The organism is Paenibacillus silvestris, assembly GCF_009882985.1.
Lineage (GTDB): Bacteria > Bacillota > Bacilli > Paenibacillales > NBRC-103111 > Paenibacillus_E > Paenibacillus_E silvestris.
In genome coordinates, this window is the sequence record NZ_WTUZ01000039.1 from 458,634 (window position 1) to 477,340 (window position 18,707).

Here is an 18,707-nt window from a genome sequence, read left to right on the forward strand (position 1 = left end):
GTGATGAATCCCGATTCGTATCGGGATTTTTTGTTTGTATAGTGGGGGAAATGCAAGAAAGCGTTTTTACAAGTGATAGGTTACATAACACCGAAGAAATAAAGTTTCAATAAAGTATTTACAAAATGAAATAAAACTCAGTATAATGATAATTAGAAGTTAGCTTTATTGACATTGAAATCAATTATTGAAAAAACCATTGAGGATGTTGCCGATGTTAAAAGGTGGATTAGTGAGCATAGAAGCTGCTATGGCAAGCTTGACGCCAAGTGAGCGCAAAGTTGCACAATATATTTTGGAACATCCGCAAGAGGTCGTTAGTCTTTCAGTACAGAAGCTGGCGGAGTTTGCCAGTGTAAGTGAAGCGACGATCATACGGCTTTCGCGTTCGCTTCACTTCAAAGGGTTTCAGGAACTTAAGATGCGAGTCGCCGGGGATTTATCTCAGACATCATTACCGACTGAAGCGTATCAGGAAATTCATGCGAACAGTTCGGTGGGCGAGCTCATTAAATCAGTCACAACTAACAATATCGTTTCGATTCAAGATACACTGACCGTTCTTTCGCCGGAAAGTGTAGAGAAAGCCATTCAAACGCTAAGTGCAGCGAGGAAAATTGGTGTTTTCGGCGTTGGAGCCTCGGGGGTAATTGCAGAGGATTTCAAGCAAAAGCTATCGCGGATTAACCGTTGGTGCGAGATTGGGACAGGCTTCGATGCGCAAGCTACCATTGCTGCTAACCTGCTTCCTGGCGATGTCGTTTTCGGCATTTCCTACACAGGTCAAACGGAAGATATGATTCGTTCCCTCGCTGTAGCGAAGAAAAATGGCGCGGTGGTTATTACACTAACTAGGTTCGGAGCTAATCCGGTAGCAGAACTGGCTGATATTCAATTGTTTATTAGTACGTTGGAGAAGAGTATTCGCAGCGGGGCGATGGCATCAAGGATTGCCCAACTGAATGTTATAGATATTTTGTATGTAGGGATCGCTGGGTGTCATTACGAGGAAAGTGTGAAATCACTGGATATGACTCGACAAGCAGTTAGTGTGGGTAAACGCATTGGATAAAGTCGATCGCTTGGTAGAGGGCTGGTTGCAAGAGGGGTTATTGCCAGGAGTTGTTCTGGACATCGCGATATCGAACCGTTTTCGATTCCAAAAATCTTATGGTTCTTTCTCTAATGGCACGAAGAAGTGTCCGATTCGCTTGAATACCTTGTTTGACATTGCTTCCTTGACGAAGGTGACGGCAACGCTGCCAGCTATACTCATTCTGGTAGCTAAAGGTGAAATTTCGTTAGATGCTCCTGTACAGAAGTATTTGCCTGAATTCCGGCACCCGTTAGTAAGCATTCGTCATCTATTGCAGCACGCATCCGGGTTGCCCTCGGATCTGCCTGTTCGCCCGCGTGAGGACAAGCGGCCGACGCTTCTTGCGGAAATTTTCGCACAGGAGCTGCAATTTTTGCCTGGTGAAGATATGCGATATAGCGATCTTGGTATGATCCTGCTTGGGATTATCGTAGAACGAGTAACTGGCGAGACGCTCGATCGCTTCGTTAATCAGTATGTATTTGCTCCACTTGGGATGAGTGATACCTATTACAATCCGGAAGATAAGCTCATAGAACGAGTGGCTGCTACGGAATTTGTAAATGGATCTTTCATTATTGGTAAAGTTCATGATGAGAAGAGTTTCCAGCTTGGCGGAGTGTCTGGAAGTGCGGGGTTGTTTGCTACGGCAGATGATCTGACGCGTTATGCTAGATGGTGGTTGGCGCCGGAGAGTTATGATCTACTGCCTCCGAAGCTAATGCGCGAAGCTGCTGGGCTTCCGGTACGAGGTCGCGGATTAGGCTGGGAGGTTAGCGATGCTCCAATTTATGTGCCGAGTTGCGGTGTAAGTTGGCCTTCGCGTAGTTTCGGTCATACAGGTTTCACTGGAACGAGTTTATGGATAGAACCCGAACAAGAGATAAGCGTGGTATTCCTGACGAATGCCGTTCATCTTGGAAGAGATAACAAGATTCGAGAATTGCGTCCGATTTTGCATGAAGCGGTTTGGTCCTCTTATCGTTTTGGAGGTTAAACATAGATATGAAAATTAAAGGGAGGCTTTTTTTATGAAACGTTTATTCAGTGGGGCAGTTCTAACGATGGTCGCAGCATCCTCCATGCTTGTAGCATGCAGCAGTAACACCGCAACGCCAAGTGCAACCCCTGGTACAGCAAGTACAGCAAGTACTGCACCAACAACAGCAGCGCCACAGGATAAAGTAAAGCTGACAATGGGTAGCTGGCGTACAGAAGATACAGAAGCTTACACAAAAATCATTGCTGAGTTCAAAAAGAAAAATCCGAACATTGATATCGAGTTTAAACCGACCAAGAATACGGAGTATAACACAGCTCTGAACACGGGTCTGCAAAGCGGGAACGGTCCTGATATTATTCATCTTCGTCCTTATGCCGCTGGTGCAGCTCTAGCAGATGCAGGCTACTTGGAGCCGTTGACTAATGTTAAAGGGATGGATGTATTCTCGAAGGACACATTGCTGGCTGCTACGGGATCTGACGGTAAAGTATACGGTGTTCCTACTGTTTTCAGCTCTACGCAAGTGTTTTATAACAAAAAAATTTTTCAAAAATATAATCTTCAAGAACCGAAGACATGGGATGAACTCCTAAAAACGGCGGATACATTGAAGAAAAATAAAGTAACACCTTTCGCATTTGGTTCTAAAGAAGGATGGATTCTTTCGCTGACTGAAGGGACGCTTGGGCCGTCTGTTTATGGGACTGATTTTATGAAGAAAATACTTAGCGGGGCTGCGAACTTCAAAAGTCCGGAGTATGTGGGTTCCATTAAAATGATGAAAGAATTGACGCCTTATTTCCCGGATAATTATGTAGGAATCGGTATGGACGATATGAGAAATATGTTCGTTACTGAGCAAGCGGCTATGATGGTTATGGGAGATTGGGAGTATGCGGTCATGAAGAAGACGAATCCTGATCTGCAAATGGATGTATTCCCAGTTCCGCCAATGAAGGCAGATGGCAAACAAACCGTAACGACTTGGGTGGATGGTTCTTTCTCCGTCAATGCGAAGTCCGCTCATAAACAGGAAGCTCTGAAATTCATGGAATTTTTGACAACGAAAGAATTCGGAGCGCTTGCTGTAAATGAATTGCAAAAACCAAGCACGATTCCAGGTGTGGCGGCTAATGATCCATTGGTAGCTAAAATCGCCAAAAATGCCGATTCAATCTCTACACCGTACGCTGCTGTCGTATATTTTAATGCGGGCAACCCAACGACGAAAGCTACCTTAGAGAATTCAATCCAAGGTATGTATTTGAACAAATTGACGCCGGAGCAAGTGACAGAAGAAGTTCAAAAGAGTGCAGATACGTGGTTTAAACCAAAGAAATAAGTAAAGAAAAGGTGTTGGGGACATGAATAACTTGGCCAAAACGTCCGGGTGGAAAAAGGGAGCAGTTCATCTGTTCCCGGTCCCTGCCCTCGCAGTGTACATAATGTTCGTTATTTACCCGATTCTTTCCGCATTTGGTTACAGCTTTTATGATTGGAAAGGTCTCGTTCGTGGAGAATTCGTTGGTGTAGGCAATTTTGTAAGCTTGTTTACGAAAGAACCATTCAATCATCTGTTTTGGAATGCATTTGGTCATAATCTTTATTATTTTGCTGTAGAGATGGCTGTGCAGAATGTGTTTGCATTTGTGCTTGCTTATCTGGTTTATAGTAAACTAAAAGGTTCTAATTTCTTGAAAATGGCCTATTTCTTGCCGAGGCTGCTATCTGTCATCGTAGTGGGTTTCTTGTGGAAGCTTATGCTCAACCCGAATAATGGCGTCGTGAATGTTATGCTCAAAAAGATAGGCCTTGTTTCATGGGCCAAGCCTTGGCTCGGGGATCCAGCTACGGCGTTAACCTCGATAACACTCGTCAATAGTTGGTTTGGCGTTGGTTTCTCGATGCTGATCTTCCTTGCCGGTTTACATGCGATTTCTTCGGAAGTTATTGAAGCTGCCAGGCTTGACGGCGTCAAAGGATTTCGATTGATTCGCTCAATTATCCTGCCGATGATGAGTCAGTCTCTGATCATTATCACGGTATTTACCTTTATCCATGCTTTCGAAGCCTTCGAGTTGATCTATGCGATGGAAGGTTCGCAAGGTGAACCTTATAACTCGACAGACACGTTGGCTGTATTCTTTTATCGTATTGCATTTGGTGGCTCATCTGGCGGAGATTCGGTTGCACTTGGTCTTGGCTCTGCATTGGCTGTCGTACTATTTTTCATTATTGCAACGATTTCCGCTTTGTTCCTGTACTTCACTAGGAACCAATCGGCTCAGCATTAAGACAGGAGGCGGACCATGAAAACCAACCATACAGTTCGGGGGCTCCAATACGCTGTGGCGTATTTGGGGGCACTGGTCAGTTTGTATCCGATTTTTCTGATGCTGACCTCCTCGTTGAAAACGAATATCCAAATTTTGAAGAATCCAATGTCACTGCCAACTTCCATATCTTTTGCTGCGTATAGTAAATTAGTGCATCAAATACCATTCTTCACTTATTTTTGGAATAGCCTTGTAGTGAGCGTCGTGTCAGTGGTTCTTATTTTACTATTTGGTGTTATGGCTTCCTTCTATATTGCCAGATACCCGTTCCGCTGGAATGGCGCTTTGTTCTTTTTCTTTCTCTTGGGTATGATGATTCCCATAAAACTCGGGATCGTGCCATTGTTTCTTTTAATGAAGAAACTCTCGATGTTGAACAGTATTTGGTCGCTCGTTAGTGTGTATACGGCGATCGGCATGCCACTCGCGATTCTGATCTTAACGGGCTTCTTCAGAACGCTCCCGAAAGAGCTGGAAGAAGCGGCACGCATCGATGGTGCGTCTGATTTCGGTGTGATGTGGCATGTGTTGCTGCCGTTAATACGCCCGGCGATAGGGACAGTAATGATTATGAATTTCATCATGGCATGGAATGATTTCTTTTTCCCGCTCATTTTCATACAAGATGATACGATGAAGACGATTCCGGTCGGTATGCTATCCTTATTCGGGCAGTACTCGACAGACTTGAGTATGTTGTTCGCTGGACTAACCTTGGCTTCTGTGCCTATGATGGTTATTTTCTTCCTGGCTTCCAAACAGTTCATGGAAGGTATGACGGCAGGAGCGGTAAAATAATTCCGTATTGAGAAAGCTGCAATAGTGAGGACGCTACAACAAAAGAACCTCCTTATCCACGAAAGTAGTGGATAGGGAGGTTCTTTTGCTTATGGAGCTAATTAGCTGTTCGCGACTGGCCCAGCTGTAATGATTTCCTGCAGGCGTTCCTGCAAATTGTCGGTGCAAACACCGCCATGGAAGGCGATGATCGCTTCAAGCTCCAACTCTTGGAACTTGGCGATGGATGCCAGTGCTGTTTCCTGATCCGGTGTGTAGGTCGGGTTATAGGATTGCAGAACGCCATTCTTCGCTGTTAGCGCATCGCCTGCGATCAGGGTTTTGCTCGGAATATGATAATAAGAGGTATGATCCGGCGTATGACCTGGTGAATAGATGACCCGAATGCCGCCAGCAAACGGTAGAATATCTCCGTCTTGCAGCGCGACGTCGACCTTGACGGACGGGGCGAGCTTTTTACTCTTGACGAGTGGGGTTTCACCGGTCAGATAAGGCACGGCCGTTTCGTGGGCCAACACTTGAACTTGGTCGCCGAGGGCTTGCACCAGCGCCGGCAGGCTGCCGATATGATCCATGTCTTGGTGGGTTATGATAATTTTGCTCAACTTCTCAAATGGAATGGATAATTCCTGAAACGCGGCACGAATCAGCTCCAGTTGGCCGGGGATGCCAGTATCGATGAGAATGACGTCTTGATCGTCCCATAAGATGGTTGGGATGAAGGGGTTGCTGCTGTTTGCTGCGCCTAGCTGAATGGTTGTAATACCTGAGCCCAATTGAACCAATTCGAACACCGCCTAATTAAATTTAGATACTCTCTTATTATTCCTTTATTGTCGTGGAAAAACAAGTTCTGTGCGTTGGGATAAAAGAGAGGGGCGAGGAGGTGGGGGACTAGGCGTCCCCTCCTGTTCGTTTGGTTTATTTCGATAACAAACGGTACAATACCTGTGCTGCTTCGGCTCGCGTAGCAACGCCTTGAGGTTCGAATTGACCCTCAGAGCGGCCTTGCACCAAGCCTAAAGCTGCTGCTGCTTTGACATCGGCTAACGCCCATTCTCCGATTGCGGCTTCGTCTGAGAAAGACGGCGCTGCGGTCGAATCGGTTATGCCATGCAGAAGCCTGTAAGACCGCATCAGTATGGTCGTCATTTCTTCGCGAGAGACCTGGGCATTTGGATCGAACTTGTCAATTTCCCTGCCATTCACGATGCCAGCCTGTACGGCGGCTGCAACCTCGGAGGCGAACCAATCGGTTGGCTTCACATCCTGGAAAGAAGTGGATACACTGGCTGTCTTCAGCTTCAGTGCCCTTGCAATAAGAGCTGTGAATTGTGCGCGCGTTACTTTGCTTTCGGGTTCGAAGGTTGATTCACTTGTGCCGCTAATGACAAGTTTAGAGGCTAGTTCTCGGATGACATTCGCCGCCCAGTGGGTTTGTGGGACATCTGCGAAAGATTTGGATACTTCCAGAACGGTGTACGTGCTGAAGTGGGAGACGTCGGAAGTCAATTCACCATTTGCGTAAGTTCCTCCTACACGCTCCAGTCCTCCAAGATCAGAGATGTAATAGACGCTGCTAAGTTTCGGATTTACAGCGGGATCAAGCTTGAATCGAATCTGAATGGGTTGTTCGAAACTCGTGAGACTCAAGGTCTGACCAGCTTTGGTTGTAACATACAGCTTAATGTCGTAAACTGCGCTGCCTAACTTTACGCTCGCTCCTAGTTCATTCTTAGCTCGATTCAGCACCCCGTCTCCAATTGTCGGCTCGTTATGCGGTTTGATGGTAAGTGTGATTTTGCTCTCGGAGCGTTCTTGCTCACTGACAAGATTGATAAGCTGGGTGAACAACTTAGCTGGGATCTTCAGCTTGATGTTCTCCGATTGAATTTCAAGCTTCTTATCGCCTAACAATTCGGCCGTATTGGGAGGAAAATTGATCTGCTGAACATCAACTGGCAGGGAAATGGAAATCTGGTCAACTCCACTGGTCTGTAGCTGCTCTGGTTTCACAGAAACGACAGTTGGTTCAATGGGGGCTGTAGTCACAGGGGAGCCTCCACTTGTCGATGATTCACTGCTTACTACCACGACGGCCGCCTTAATGTCAGGCGTCATTGTTTTCTCGTCCTTAAGAGAGCTGGTGCTCATCTTAACCATCTTTAGTGCAAGCTCAGCGGTGCCAGGGGTAATTGCATGGAAGGTTAAACTGCCGAGTTTGACCGACCCGTTCAGCCCCGTTAATGATCCTGTTTTTGTATAGACGAGCTGTGCGTGTGTACCACCGTCCCGCACAATCTTTATTGGTAGTGCGAAGCCGTTCAGGTCGGTAAATTTTTGGGTGGTATCCAACTGCAGTCTGGATTCATCATAATATAGGTTAAGTTCATAGGCGAATACGTCATCTAAGGAATCGCCTTTAATATCAACCTGAAACGATTGATTTTGCAACAAGGAGTTTGTTGAAGTTGTTACGGAGAATACAGGATCGACGACTGCTGCCGCAACCTGCGGAAGCCAAAGTCCTACAGCTAAACATAGGGATAAAGAAAATCCAAGCAGCATACGTGCCATATCTAGGTCCCGACCTTTCATTGAATATTGCTTACGGTGTTAATACGAGCTTTGATTCCTCCTCGGGTGTTAGAGCGGGAGTGGACGCCGGCATCGTACGGAGGTGGGTGGCCTGTTCGAAGGCGTATGCCAGTTTAATCAAGGTTCCTTCATCGTACTCTCTGCCCAGAAGTTCAAGCCCGAATGGAACTTGGTTCGTGTAACCTGCTGGGAAACTGATAGCTGGAAAACCGGAGTAAGCACTTAATCGATTCGCATTGCCTGAAGTGGTTGCATATAGGACGGCATCTAACGAATTTTCGCCTAATACTTGAGTTAGCGATTGTTGTGTAAGCTTCGTACGCTCCCAAAGATCTTTATAATAGTTCAACGTTTCCAACGTGGTTACGTTATCGCGTTGAATCATCGAACTTTTTTGACTCTGTAAAATATCGTTGGAAGCAATAATTTCCGTCAATGTCTTGTAAGGGGCATTTGCGCCGAGTGAAGCTAGATAATCGTTCAAGTCAAACTTGAATTCAGTGCCGCTCAAGCTGGCATAACCGAGGATTTTGGATTGGTTCGGGATTGTTACATCAATAACGGTTGCCCCGAGTTCTTTCATCTTGTCAGTTGCCGCAGTGAAAGCTGCGTCATTGCCGGTTGACAGTGAACGGATGACTCCGATTTTCGCTCCTTTTAAACCGTCTTTATCCAAATAATCGGTGTAGCTTTTCGGGATATTACCGGTTGATAGAGCGGTAACCAGATCATTCGGGTCATATCCACTGACAGCATCAAGCGCTATTGCTGCATCAGCTACGGAACGTGCCATCGGACCGCCGACGTCCTGGGAATGAGCGAGGGGGATGATGCCTTCACGGCTCGTCAACCCAATTGTTGGGCGAATACCTACAAGTGCGTTGCGTGAGGATGGGATTCTAATAGAGCCGCCTGTATCTGTTCCGAGGCCGATTACACCGAAGTTCGCTGCAAGTGCGGCACCGGTTCCACCGCTTGATCCGCCGGGATTTGTAGTCAAATCATACGGATTTTTGGTCTGTCCACCAAGCGAGCTGAGTGTTGTTGTTCCGAAGGCGAATTCATGGAGGTTGGATTTCGCGAGTATTATCGCGCCTGCATTCTTTAATTTCTTGATCATGAACGCATCGGTCGAAGTGTTGTTCGCTTTGAGGCAAATACATCCGGCAGTCGTGGGCATTCCGATTGTATTGAAGTTGTCCTTCACGATCACGGGGATTCCGTGCAGTGGTCCTCTGGAACCTTTCTCGCTACGTTCCTTGTCTAGTGCTGCTGCTTCTTCGAGGGCATCTGGGTTGACTGAGAGGATGGCCTTGATTTCAGGACCCTTTTGATCGTATGTATCAATTCGTGCCAAATATTTCGTGACGAGCTGGACGGAAGTTAATTTACCGGCATTCATCGCATTTTGAATATCCATGACCGATGCTTCCATCAGCTCAAAGTCCTTGGTGTCATACAGCACCTTTTTGCCTAAAAGGCCTAGATCAGTCAGATCGATCGATCCGTTCTGGTTGAAATCGGCACCGGCCACTGTAGACCAAGATGTATGAGTAGATGTGATACCGTAAAAAGGAGCTAGCTTAGCCAAGTCGCCGATATCTAGTGCGCCATTACCGTTTAAGTCACCGGTAACTTGATTTGTTTGCAGGCTGAGGCTGCTGGGGTGAGTTGCTTGAATCACGCCGTTATCTGCAAGGCCGAGTTCTGCGCTCACTTTAATATCCTGTATGCCGCCGTTTGCTTTTGCTTTGAATGTAAGGCGGATGAGTGGTTTGTTATTAACGGCCGATTCACTAATACTGGCAGCAACGACTGTTGCTTTACCGAGCTCTGTATATTGTCCGACGATACTGGTGGAACTATCTACAGCTTCTGCATCGATAAAATCAACGCGAGCTGGATTAAACGCAATGATAAACTTCTGAGCGGTTACTTTACCGGTGATGCCGGTTAACGCTACATTTACATCGAATTGCGCGCCGCTGATTGTAGTAGATGGGCCTGTAACGAGGACTGATTCCGAACCTGGCGGCAAAATGATAACATTAGGCGGCGTTTGATAGACATTTTCTGTTACTGTAGATGAACTTACTGTTGAATTGATGTTAGGGATAGAGGTTTCTGCAGCAGCGCTAAATGCTCCTATAGGCAACGTAGCGGCAATAAGGGCTGTGGAAAGTACCTTTGAAACAGAGCTTCTGGACAATAAGAATTTCATGAGGACGCCTCCAGTTACAATTACGAATTTATTGAACAAGGAAAATTCTGAGTGAATGAAGAGAGTGTAATTCTAAGCAAGTGCGTAGATCGGTAGATTAATAGATAAATAGATAAACAAATAGATAGATAAATAGATAAATAGAAAGAGTTAGATGAATTAACCTGGGACTAATCGTTGAAGTTGAATATCTAAGTGAGTTTGTGTTAGATAATATCACCTCGTTTAATTAATTTTCACTTATGGACACCATTCTATTACACGATTTGTTAATAAACAAGGTATAAAATTCCAAGAAAGCGCATGCAAATATTCTAAAATTTTTAGAATTGTAAATTCAGAGGGGTTCCTTGGTTATTTAAGTTAACTTTTATGACACGAATAAGTGCGTGATTTCATCGTCTGGACCCATTTTCATATAGCTGTTGTTAAAGTTGCGAATTGGGGAGATACAGGATTAACCAATATAAATGTCATGTTTATGAGATATATGTGTTATAAACATGAAATTTGGTTTGAAATTTCCATAATTCCCTATGTAATCTATATATTAAAAACAGAGATAATATATTAATAAAACGTGATAATCGAAGAAAAATAATTATGTAAACGTTTTAATTGATATGTTATGTATTTGATAAATAACATGACATTAAATAAGATTGGGGTGAGTTTAAGCGTTTAAATTCAAAAATACCTAACATGGAGGTTTTCTTACGTGACATTTATTCATGAAAGCAAACTCAGCAAAAAGGTCCTCATCCCGTTTCTTGTCTTGGCTCTCTTTAGTATGATGTTGGTATTTATGAATCCGACTTCTGCGAGTGCAGCTGCGGCGATTCCACCGCTATCTGACAGTAGAAATCCCCAATTGCCTAACGTTATCGTCATCGCAACCGGTGGAACGCTTGCAGGAAAAGCAACAGATGCAACGAGTTTTCAAACTTATCAAGCAGGAACGTACTTGATGTCTGACTTGGTCAACCAATTGCCGAATAAAGATAAAATTGGTAATGTGAGCACCTATCAATTTGGCAACAAAGGATCAGGCAGCTATTCCATAGGCGACTTGTACGATCTATCACTTGCGGTAGATCAAGCTTTGGAAATCTATGATGGTGTGGTCGTTACCTCCGGGACGGACACGATGGAAGAAATCGCGTATTTCCTCGACCTCACGGTTAGAAGTGAAAAGCCAGTTGTAGTCACTGGAGCCATGAGACCTTGGGACGTCATCGGAACAGATGGTCCTGCGAACTTGTACAACGCTATTAAGCTTGCAGGCAGTGGAAAAACGAAATCGTTTGGTACCGTCCTTATGCTGAATGACACCATTCAGGCAGCTAGAGAAGTGACCAAAACAAATGCTCACCGCATGGATACTTTTGAAACACCAATCCTTGGTGCGCTTGGTTATATCGATGAAACGAATATTAGCATCTATCGTGCAACGGCTAGAGCGCTTAAAGCTGGTGAAGCGGATTGGGCGACTCCATTCGACTTGAAGAGCATAACGAAGGACAAGCTGCCTGCTGTAGAGATTGCTTTTGCCTATCAGGATGCTGGAGGCGGTGCAATTAACGGTCTGGTAGCTGACGGTGTCAAAGGTATTGTAACTGCCGGAACAGGTGCGGGCGGGATTTCGTCGAAGATGAGCGCAGCGCGCAGCAATGCCATCAAGCAAGGGGTAATTTTCGTTACAACGACACGCACAGGTTCAGGTACTATGTATCCTAGCTCAAGCAACGGCATTATCGCCGGAGATAGCTTGAACGCGCAGCATGCTAGAATTATGCTTTTACTTTCTATGGCATTTTCAAGCGATTTTAATGTGATAAAAGGTTGGTTTGGCACTTATGGTACCCAAGATGTGGAAGAGGCATCATAATTCAGCGGGAGGTAAGGTTTAATGAATGATATGTATCATCCGAATCTCAAAAGAAGCCTGATCCCGCTCTATTTCTTGTCTCTGGTACTTCTGCTGTCTGTTCTGTTGATCCATCCGTTAAAAGCGGGTGCGGCGGAAGCTTCGGGAACCGTTTTTCCGATTCCCCCGCTTTCCGATAACAGAGACACTCAGCTGCCTAACGTTGTTGTGATCGCAACCGGGGGAACGTTGGCGGGAAAAGCAAGGGATGCAACGAGTTTTCAAACCTATCAAGCAGGAACGTATCTGATGTCTGACCTCGTGAATCAACTGCCAAATAAAAACAAAATTGCGAATGTGAATAGCTATCAATTCGGAAATAAAGGCTCAGGCAGCTATTCAATGGGGGATCTGTACGACCTCTCCCTTGCCGTGGATCAAGCTTTGGAAGTTTATGACGGCGTGGTCGTTACCACTGGAACGGATACCATGGAGGAAATCGCCTATTTTCTTGACCTCACGGTAAGAAGCGAAAAACCGGTCGTTGTTACGGGGGCAATGAGACCCTGGGACGTCATCGGAACAGATGGTCCAGCGAATCTGTACAATGCCATTAAGCTTGCAGGCAGCGGTAAAACCAAATCATTCGGCACAGTCGTTATGCTGAATGACATCATTCAAGCGGCAAGGGATGTAACCAAAACGAATGCACAGCGCATGGATACGTTCGAAACACCGATTCTAGGTGCACTTGGTTATATTGATGAGACCAACATACGTATATATCGCACCACGGCAAAAAGGTTCAAAGCAGGACGAGCCGATTGGGCAACCCCGTTTGATTTGAAGAAAATCACAAAGGATAAGCTTCCGGCTGTTGAAATCGTGTATGGCTACCAAGACAGTTCGGCTGGTGCTATTAAAGGATTTGTGGGGGAAGGTGCGAAGGGGATTGTGACGGCTGGCACGGGTGCAGGAGGAATTTCGTCCAAAATGAGCACGGCCCGTAGTAATGCCATCAAACAAGGCGTCATATTCGTCACCACAACAAGAACCGGATCGGGCACGATGTACCCAGGCGGTGGCAACGGTGTTATTGCTGGAGACAGCTTGAATCCACAGCATGCCAGAATCATGCTTCTGTTGTCATTAGCTTTTTCTAGCGATTTTAATACAATCAAGAATTGGTTTGGCACTGTTGGGACTCAAGCTATTCAACTCAAGACACAAGCACCTGATATCGAGGCTCCCGTGTGGCCGCAAGACAGCACGTTGCAGGCCACGAATGTTGGACAGAATAGCCTGACTTTAAGTTGGCCGGAAGCGTCGGATAATATTGGCGTCAAGCAATATCGTATTTATGATACGGGAAGCGGCACGGTGGTTGGCAATGTCTATGCTTCGGTAACTAATGGCGTATATTCATCCGTTTCTAATGTGGTTTATTCCTCGGTTACAGGAAATGTTTATTCGTTTAATCTCAGTTCTCTTACGGCAGGTACCACCTATACGTTCAGTGTCACGGCGATAGATGCAGCAGGTAATGAGAGTATTGGGCTTAGTAAGACGATTCAGACTTCACCAAGTAGTTCATCAGACTCATCGGGTTCGAGCTCAGGCTCGGCTGTCGTAACTGACAAGCTAGATGTAACGGTTCCAGCCGGCAGCACGCGCAGCGTAAGTTGGAAGGATGCCATTTGGATTACGATACCTGAAGGAGCGACAGGTCAAGAGCTTCGATTAACAGTTGAGGCGTTGCAAAATGTAAGTGGATTAGTTAGCGATAGCAGCAAGCTGCTGAGCTCTGTTTTTGAGATATTGAAAAACTTCACGCAGAATTTCGACAAGCCGGTAAGCATTTCCCTCTTGTTCGATCCTGCCAAGTTAGGTGAAAGTCAGAAGCCATCTGTTTTTTATTACGATGAAACCAAGAAGACATGGATTGAAATTGGCGGAAATGTCGTGGATAACAAAATAACGGTGGAAGTTGAACACTTTACGAAGTTTGCTGTATTTGCTGTGGACAAACCGAAGAGCCCAGTGAGTACGGAAATTTCCTTCACGGATACAGCTGGACATTGGGCCGAACTGGACATCAAGCAAGCTGTAACGCAGAAAATCATCAGCGGCTATGCAGACGGAACGTTCAAACCTGACAATCAGGTTACGAGAGCCGAGTTTGCCGTCATGTTGATGAACGCGCTGAAGGTAGATAAAAAGGGTAAAGTTCTCGAATTCACAGATAAGCAGCAGATCCCTCTGTGGGCAGAAGCAGCGGTGGCTCAAGCGGTAGATTTGGGAATCATCCAAGGGTACGAGGATCAGACTTTCCGGCCGGACAGCTTGATTTCCCGCGTGGAAATGGTGTCTATGATTTCGGCGGCTCTGGGCACGAAGCCAGCATCGCAAGCGACAACGGGCTTTGCCGATGACGAAGATATCCCAGCATGGGCGAAAGGCAAGGTAGAAAGCATTCGCTTATTGGGCATTATCGACGGACGTAGCGGTAATAAGTTTGAACCTGCGAATACGGCTACACGAGCAGAAGCTGTTAAGGTTCTTATGAAAATGTTGCAGCAGAAGTAACGGGAAATTAGGGTTATAAAGATATAAAGATAAAAACCACCCTTTGAGGTGGTTTTTATCTATGGGCGCGGGGATATTCAGGGAGTGTAACTACAGTCCGCTATTTCAATGGAAAGGCACACTTTTCACTTGGAAGGGGAACTACGGTCCGCTAATTTGACTCAATCACTTGAAAAACGGGTGATATAAGCAAATTAAGGCCCTACAGTTCCCCTCATAAGGGGATTAGTTCGTTTTTGTCCCGAATAATGAACCCCAGTTCCCTTGAGATAAGCCTTAGCGGAGTTCTCGCTAGGTTATTCCACAACAACTGCACGTTGCGCAGCATTTGACCTAGGTTTACGATTTCTCTCTATCCATATTGTGAGAATAAGGAGAGCAAGAAGTCCCGCACATACGAAAAGAGGGAACCAACTTTTTGCCAATTGCCCCGCCTCCATAATCACCAGCATGACAAGTGTTGGCAGCAGGGGCTCGCCGTAGGCTTTCCACCAATTAAGCGCAAACTTTTCATAGTAATAAAATCCAATCATCGTCAGAGCAGACACAGCCCAACCTCCGGTATAAATCCAAACGGCAAGCACAGGGCTGCTGGCAGCAACCATAGGGACAAAAATAACAACGAAAATCCCGGCGGCAATCATTACCCAAAAGGTGGATTTCGTCCTGCCAATACCTGCCATAATACTGCCGCCAAGACGACCAACGGAGGAGAAGAGGACACCTAGCGCCATCAGGCGGATGTATGTAGCGGAATCACCTGTTGAGTAATCCGAACCAAATAAAAATCCATTGATTTGACTCGGATATAAACAAATGATTGCGGTTAACGGATAAAGCAAAATGTTGTTGTACCGGATACAACTCGTACCGCGACGTTTGCTCTCCTCAACATCCTGAGCTTGCTCGGCCACAAAGGGGAGTGTGACAATCATGAACGCCCATGTGATGATTCCGATAAAGCCGGTAATGCGGAACCCGTTCGCTAAATAACCAACGGCCAATACGGAGCTTGAACCAACCATCATGACGAGAAAAGGCTGCTGGAAAGCTTTCGCAATATTGCCGGCCCAGGTTGGCAGGCCGTACGCCAGCATGCTTTTAACCTCCTTAATCGGAAGAGGACCGAACCATTGCGGTTTATGCACACGTTCAACTTTGATACAAATAATAAAGGCAGTCAGGAGTGCTCCTACGCCCATCCAAAGTGAAATGTTTTCCAATAAATTCATATTTCCACGCGGCAAAAGCACGCCAAGTACGGTGCCGATTGTGGACAACGCCGTCGTAATTACCATAAAGAAGGCTTGCGTTCCGAAATCGCGGTTCCCAGAGAAGGAGGCAACGCCAATATTTAGAATGGAGTTGAAAATAAACATGATCGAACTCAGCAGCAAGGCGCCTCGAAGCTCTGGCAAATGGTAATAGTTTGCTAACAGCGGAGCTAATGCGGTGAGCAGCAATCCGATAAGAAGGCTGAAAATCGTGCTGCCTGTCAAAGCGACACGGAAATTCGTCTGAACCGCTTCCAGTGGCTTGCGTGAAAACACATAAATTAAGGAAGAGTTGAAGCCGAAATTGAGAAATAGCGCCAACATGCCGAAGATTTGCAGCAGCAGGTTAACCTCGCCAAACCGATCAGGGTCGCCTAGCTCCCGGGCGAGTACGATGCTGCCCACGGTTTGCAGCATTTGATTGATAAAAAGTCCGAGACCGATGATCGACACATTTCGAAGTAAGAAACGCTGTGTTTCTGTTAATTTGAATCGCTGAGCTCGCATTGGGGACGTCCCCTTTTCCGTGGATTAGGCGTAACGTTGAGATATTCAAAGCGTATCAAACACCTTCGTGTATGACAAACCAAAGATTTAAAGGAAAACGGAGAAAAATAAAGATATTCATTGCTTATAGGGTGTTGTTAATTCCAATATGAGAAATATGAGTATTGTGTAAACGACAATATCGTGGATATAGTCCCCTCCAGGAAAGAAGTGGATTATTTTACCTTGCTACTCTTGTATACTTGAAATAGGAGCGAATTTTGAAGTCCAAATCAGATCTCTTGGAGGAATAACGCACAATGTTCATCAATGACAGGCACTTATCAAATCGGCCTATTCAATGGCAGGCCCACCAAAACTCGAATTCCGAAGTGCCAGAGAACACGATGGCAGCGATGAAGTATGCTTGGGAGCTCGGAGGAATTCCGGAAATCGATATCAGGCAAACCGCAGATGGCATTATTATCGGCCATCATGACGCAACGCCGAAACGAACATTGTCTGTTCCTGAAGCGGATCAAGACAAGCAGATTTCTGAACTTACTTTTGATCAGATTCAGCAATGGGATGCGGGTGTGAAGTTCGGGGAGCAGTTCCGTATGGAGAAGGTTCCTTCGCTCGAGCAAGTCTTGACTGTTTTGTCTGAGCATCCCGATCGCCAGCTCTATCTGGACTTCAAAGACGTCGATTTGGAAGTGCTGTCTGGGTTGATTCGGGATTACGGTGTAGCCCGGCAGATTATTTTTGCCCATAATAGTCATGAGAATTGTAAGTCCATTAAGCGGTTAGTTCCAGAGGTTAGAACTATGTTATGGATTCCTGTCCGTTCCTCGGAAACAGCGATGCAGACATTCACCGATATACGTCAAACGGGGTTTGAATCCCTTGATATTGTTCAGCTTCATCTGCCAGATGGCGAAGAGAAACGACCGTGGCGATACAAGCTAGAGAAGGGTTTTATTCAAGAAGCTCTTCAGTATTTGGCAGAAGCGGGGATGGAATTGGAAGTACTGCCGTTCAAATTTGAACAGGAAGACTTATTCGAGCTGCTTAACATGGGCATCCGGCGATTTGCGGTTGACGAGCCAAGTATATTTGTTGAAAGACTGAAGCGTTATGTGGAATAGAGGGTGATTGAGCTCGGCCCGTTGTGATTGCCTAAACCAGAGAAAGATATTAAAGTTATTCTAGTGAGCTTAGCTGTAGTTCCTTTACCGGCGACGTCTGACCCACCCATATAAGTTAGATGGAAAATCTCCAGCTAATTTATGCCTATCTTCGTTTTCCACATAAATAACTGGAAAATCTCCCTTTAAATCGTACGAAAATCGCTTTCTACGAGTAAACGGGCTGAATTAACTGGAGTTTTTCCAGTTAAGGCGCGGGTTCATGCTGAAAGATGGGAATTAACAGGAATAATTCCATCTTATCTAGCTACTGTCCTCCAAGTGATCACATCAATCTGCTACAATGGCAACTGGGATCAAACGGGGAGCAAATAAATGATACGGGTCTCTTTTGGAGACAGTATTACTTCAAGGGCAGAAGGTTATGATCGCGACTGCTCAATGTCAACTATTAGAGGAATCTCACTGAGATAAAAAAGGAAGTGCTAAACGATGAACTTTGAAACGGTTATGCAAGAGCTTGAAACTCTGGGCAAGGAACGAATGAAGAAAATTTATGCATCCAATGGCGCGCATGAACCTCTTTTTGGCGTAACGACTGGCGAAATGAAGCCCATTGCCAAGAAAATTAAGCTCAATCAGCCTTTGGCTGAGCAGCTTTACCATACAGGGAATTACGATGCGATGTATTTTGCCGGCGTCATAGCCGAGCCAAATGCAATGACTGAAGCAGATTTTGACCGCTGGATGGATGGGGCCTATTTTTACATGCTGTCTGATTTTGTGGTTGCAGTGACCCTGGCAGAAGCAGATATTGCAGAGCAAGTGGCTGACAAGTGGATCCTAAGCGGTGATGAACTGAAAATGTCAGCGGGCTGGAGTTGTTACTGTTGGCTTCTGGGGAATCAGCCGGACAGCGCATTTGAAGAAAGTAAACTTGCTGATATGCTTGAAAGGGTGAAAAGTACGATTCATGATTCGCCCGAACGAACGAAATATGCGATGAATAATTTCATTTATACAGTAGGGTTATCCTATTTACCGCTACATGACAAGGCAGTTGAGATTGCAGAGGCCGTTGGCCCTGTAGAAGTACAACGCGATAAGAAGAAAAGCAGCTTCCTGATAGCTTCTGAACGTATCCAAAAGGAAGTAGATAAAGGAAGAATCGGTTTTAAACGTAAATATGTAAGGTGCTAAACTTTTGTTGTCGAAATTTGCAAATTTGTGTTAGGATGAACATCAGATTCTCTATAAGAGACTCGGATACGGAATGAAGAATAGGAGATCATCT

Annotated in this window: 13 protein-coding genes; 9 read left to right on the forward strand and 4 right to left on the reverse strand. The window is 45.5% G+C overall.

Features of this window, described 5'->3' with window-relative positions; all coding sequences use genetic code 11:
• Positions 1–205 precede the first annotated feature (205 nt).
• Genes GQF01_RS31220 through GQF01_RS31240 form a run of 5 tightly spaced genes read left to right on the forward strand, consistent with a single transcriptional unit; the run spans position 206 to position 5,233 of the window.
• Complete coding sequence (locus tag GQF01_RS31220) at positions 206–1,072, forward strand: MurR/RpiR family transcriptional regulator (protein ID WP_161410964.1); 867 nt, start codon at positions 206–208, stop codon at positions 1,070–1,072.
• The gene (locus GQF01_RS31225) at positions 1,050–2,093 is read left to right on the forward strand and encodes a serine hydrolase domain-containing protein (RefSeq protein ID WP_161410965.1); all 1,044 of its coding nucleotides are present in this window, start codon (positions 1,050–1,052) and stop codon (positions 2,091–2,093) included. The genes GQF01_RS31220 and GQF01_RS31225 overlap by 23 nt, the downstream gene beginning before the upstream one ends.
• Before the next feature lie 34 nt (positions 2,094–2,127).
• Positions 2,128–3,441: an ABC transporter substrate-binding protein gene (locus GQF01_RS31230; RefSeq protein ID WP_161410966.1), complete on the forward strand. Its 1,314-nt coding sequence runs from the start codon at positions 2,128–2,130 to the stop codon at positions 3,439–3,441.
• Between the two features lie 22 nt (positions 3,442–3,463).
• A complete protein-coding gene (locus GQF01_RS31235) occupies positions 3,464–4,393 on the forward strand; it encodes a carbohydrate ABC transporter permease (RefSeq protein WP_161410967.1) in 930 nt (309 codons plus the stop codon).
• 15 nt (positions 4,394–4,408) lie between these two features.
• Positions 4,409–5,233 carry a carbohydrate ABC transporter permease gene (locus GQF01_RS31240; protein ID WP_161410968.1) on the forward strand — a complete coding sequence of 275 codons (825 nt, stop codon included), beginning with the start codon at positions 4,409–4,411 and terminating at the stop codon, positions 5,231–5,233.
• A 101-nt stretch (positions 5,234–5,334) separates the two neighbouring features.
• Here the strand turns inward: GQF01_RS31240 and GQF01_RS31245 are convergent, their stop codons facing one another.
• The 3 genes from GQF01_RS31245 to GQF01_RS31255 form a co-directional block, all read right to left on the reverse strand.
• Positions 5,335–6,027: an MBL fold metallo-hydrolase gene (locus GQF01_RS31245; RefSeq protein WP_328803563.1), complete on the reverse strand. Its 693-nt coding sequence runs from the start codon at positions 6,025–6,027 to the stop codon at positions 5,335–5,337.
• Positions 6,028–6,154: 127 nt separating this feature from the next.
• Positions 6,155–7,810, reverse strand: a complete 1,656-nt coding sequence (locus GQF01_RS31250) for an S-layer homology domain-containing protein (RefSeq protein WP_235960714.1) — start codon at positions 7,808–7,810, stop codon at positions 6,155–6,157.
• 31 nt (positions 7,811–7,841) lie between these two features.
• Positions 7,842–10,052: an amidase family protein gene (locus GQF01_RS31255; RefSeq protein ID WP_161410970.1), complete on the reverse strand. Its 2,211-nt coding sequence runs from the start codon at positions 10,050–10,052 to the stop codon at positions 7,842–7,844.
• Between the two features lie 718 nt (positions 10,053–10,770).
• Here GQF01_RS31255 and GQF01_RS31260 point away from each other — a divergent pair.
• Together GQF01_RS31260 and GQF01_RS31265 are read left to right on the forward strand one after the other, a co-directional pair.
• Positions 10,771–11,940 carry an asparaginase gene (locus GQF01_RS31260; protein ID WP_328803564.1) on the forward strand — a complete coding sequence of 390 codons (1,170 nt, stop codon included), beginning with the start codon at positions 10,771–10,773 and terminating at the stop codon, positions 11,938–11,940.
• A gap of 21 nt (positions 11,941–11,961) precedes the next feature.
• Complete coding sequence (locus GQF01_RS31265; RefSeq protein ID WP_161410971.1) at positions 11,962–14,505, forward strand: asparaginase domain-containing protein; 2,544 nt, start codon at positions 11,962–11,964, stop codon at positions 14,503–14,505.
• Positions 14,506–14,801: 296 nt separating this feature from the next.
• On the opposite strand, the gene GQF01_RS31270 is transcribed toward GQF01_RS31265, so the two are convergent.
• Positions 14,802–16,286: an oligosaccharide flippase family protein gene (locus GQF01_RS31270; protein WP_161410972.1), complete on the reverse strand. Its 1,485-nt coding sequence runs from the start codon at positions 16,284–16,286 to the stop codon at positions 14,802–14,804.
• A 299-nt stretch (positions 16,287–16,585) separates the two neighbouring features.
• On the opposite strand from GQF01_RS31270, the gene GQF01_RS31275 reads away from it, so the two are divergent.
• Positions 16,586–17,413: a glycerophosphodiester phosphodiesterase gene (locus GQF01_RS31275; RefSeq protein WP_161410973.1), complete on the forward strand. Its 828-nt coding sequence runs from the start codon at positions 16,586–16,588 to the stop codon at positions 17,411–17,413.
• A gap of 492 nt (positions 17,414–17,905) precedes the next feature.
• Entirely contained in the window at positions 17,906–18,613 is a 708-nt protein-coding gene (locus GQF01_RS31280; protein WP_161410974.1) for a DNA alkylation repair protein, read from the forward strand.
• The last annotated feature ends 94 nt before the right edge of the window (positions 18,614–18,707 follow it).

Coding starts and splice junctions, on each gene's coding strand:
- GQF01_RS31220 (WP_161410964.1), top strand. CDS start 206: ATGTTGCCGATGTTAAAAGGTGGATTAGTGAGCATAGAAGCTGCTATG.
- GQF01_RS31230 (WP_161410966.1), top strand. CDS start 2,128: ATGAAACGTTTATTCAGTGGGGCAGTTCTAACGATGGTCGCAGCATCC.
- GQF01_RS31235 (WP_161410967.1), top strand. CDS start 3,464: ATGAATAACTTGGCCAAAACGTCCGGGTGGAAAAAGGGAGCAGTTCAT.
- GQF01_RS31240 (WP_161410968.1), top strand. CDS start 4,409: ATGAAAACCAACCATACAGTTCGGGGGCTCCAATACGCTGTGGCGTAT.
- GQF01_RS31250 (WP_235960714.1), bottom strand. CDS start 7,810: ATGGCACGTATGCTGCTTGGATTTTCTTTATCCCTATGTTTAGCTGTA.
- GQF01_RS31255 (WP_161410970.1), bottom strand. CDS start 10,052: ATGAAATTCTTATTGTCCAGAAGCTCTGTTTCAAAGGTACTTTCCACA.
- GQF01_RS31265 (WP_161410971.1), top strand. CDS start 11,962: ATGAATGATATGTATCATCCGAATCTCAAAAGAAGCCTGATCCCGCTC.
- GQF01_RS31270 (WP_161410972.1), bottom strand. CDS start 16,286: ATGCGAGCTCAGCGATTCAAATTAACAGAAACACAGCGTTTCTTACTT.
- GQF01_RS31275 (WP_161410973.1), top strand. CDS start 16,586: ATGTTCATCAATGACAGGCACTTATCAAATCGGCCTATTCAATGGCAG.
- GQF01_RS31280 (WP_161410974.1), top strand. CDS start 17,906: ATGAACTTTGAAACGGTTATGCAAGAGCTTGAAACTCTGGGCAAGGAA.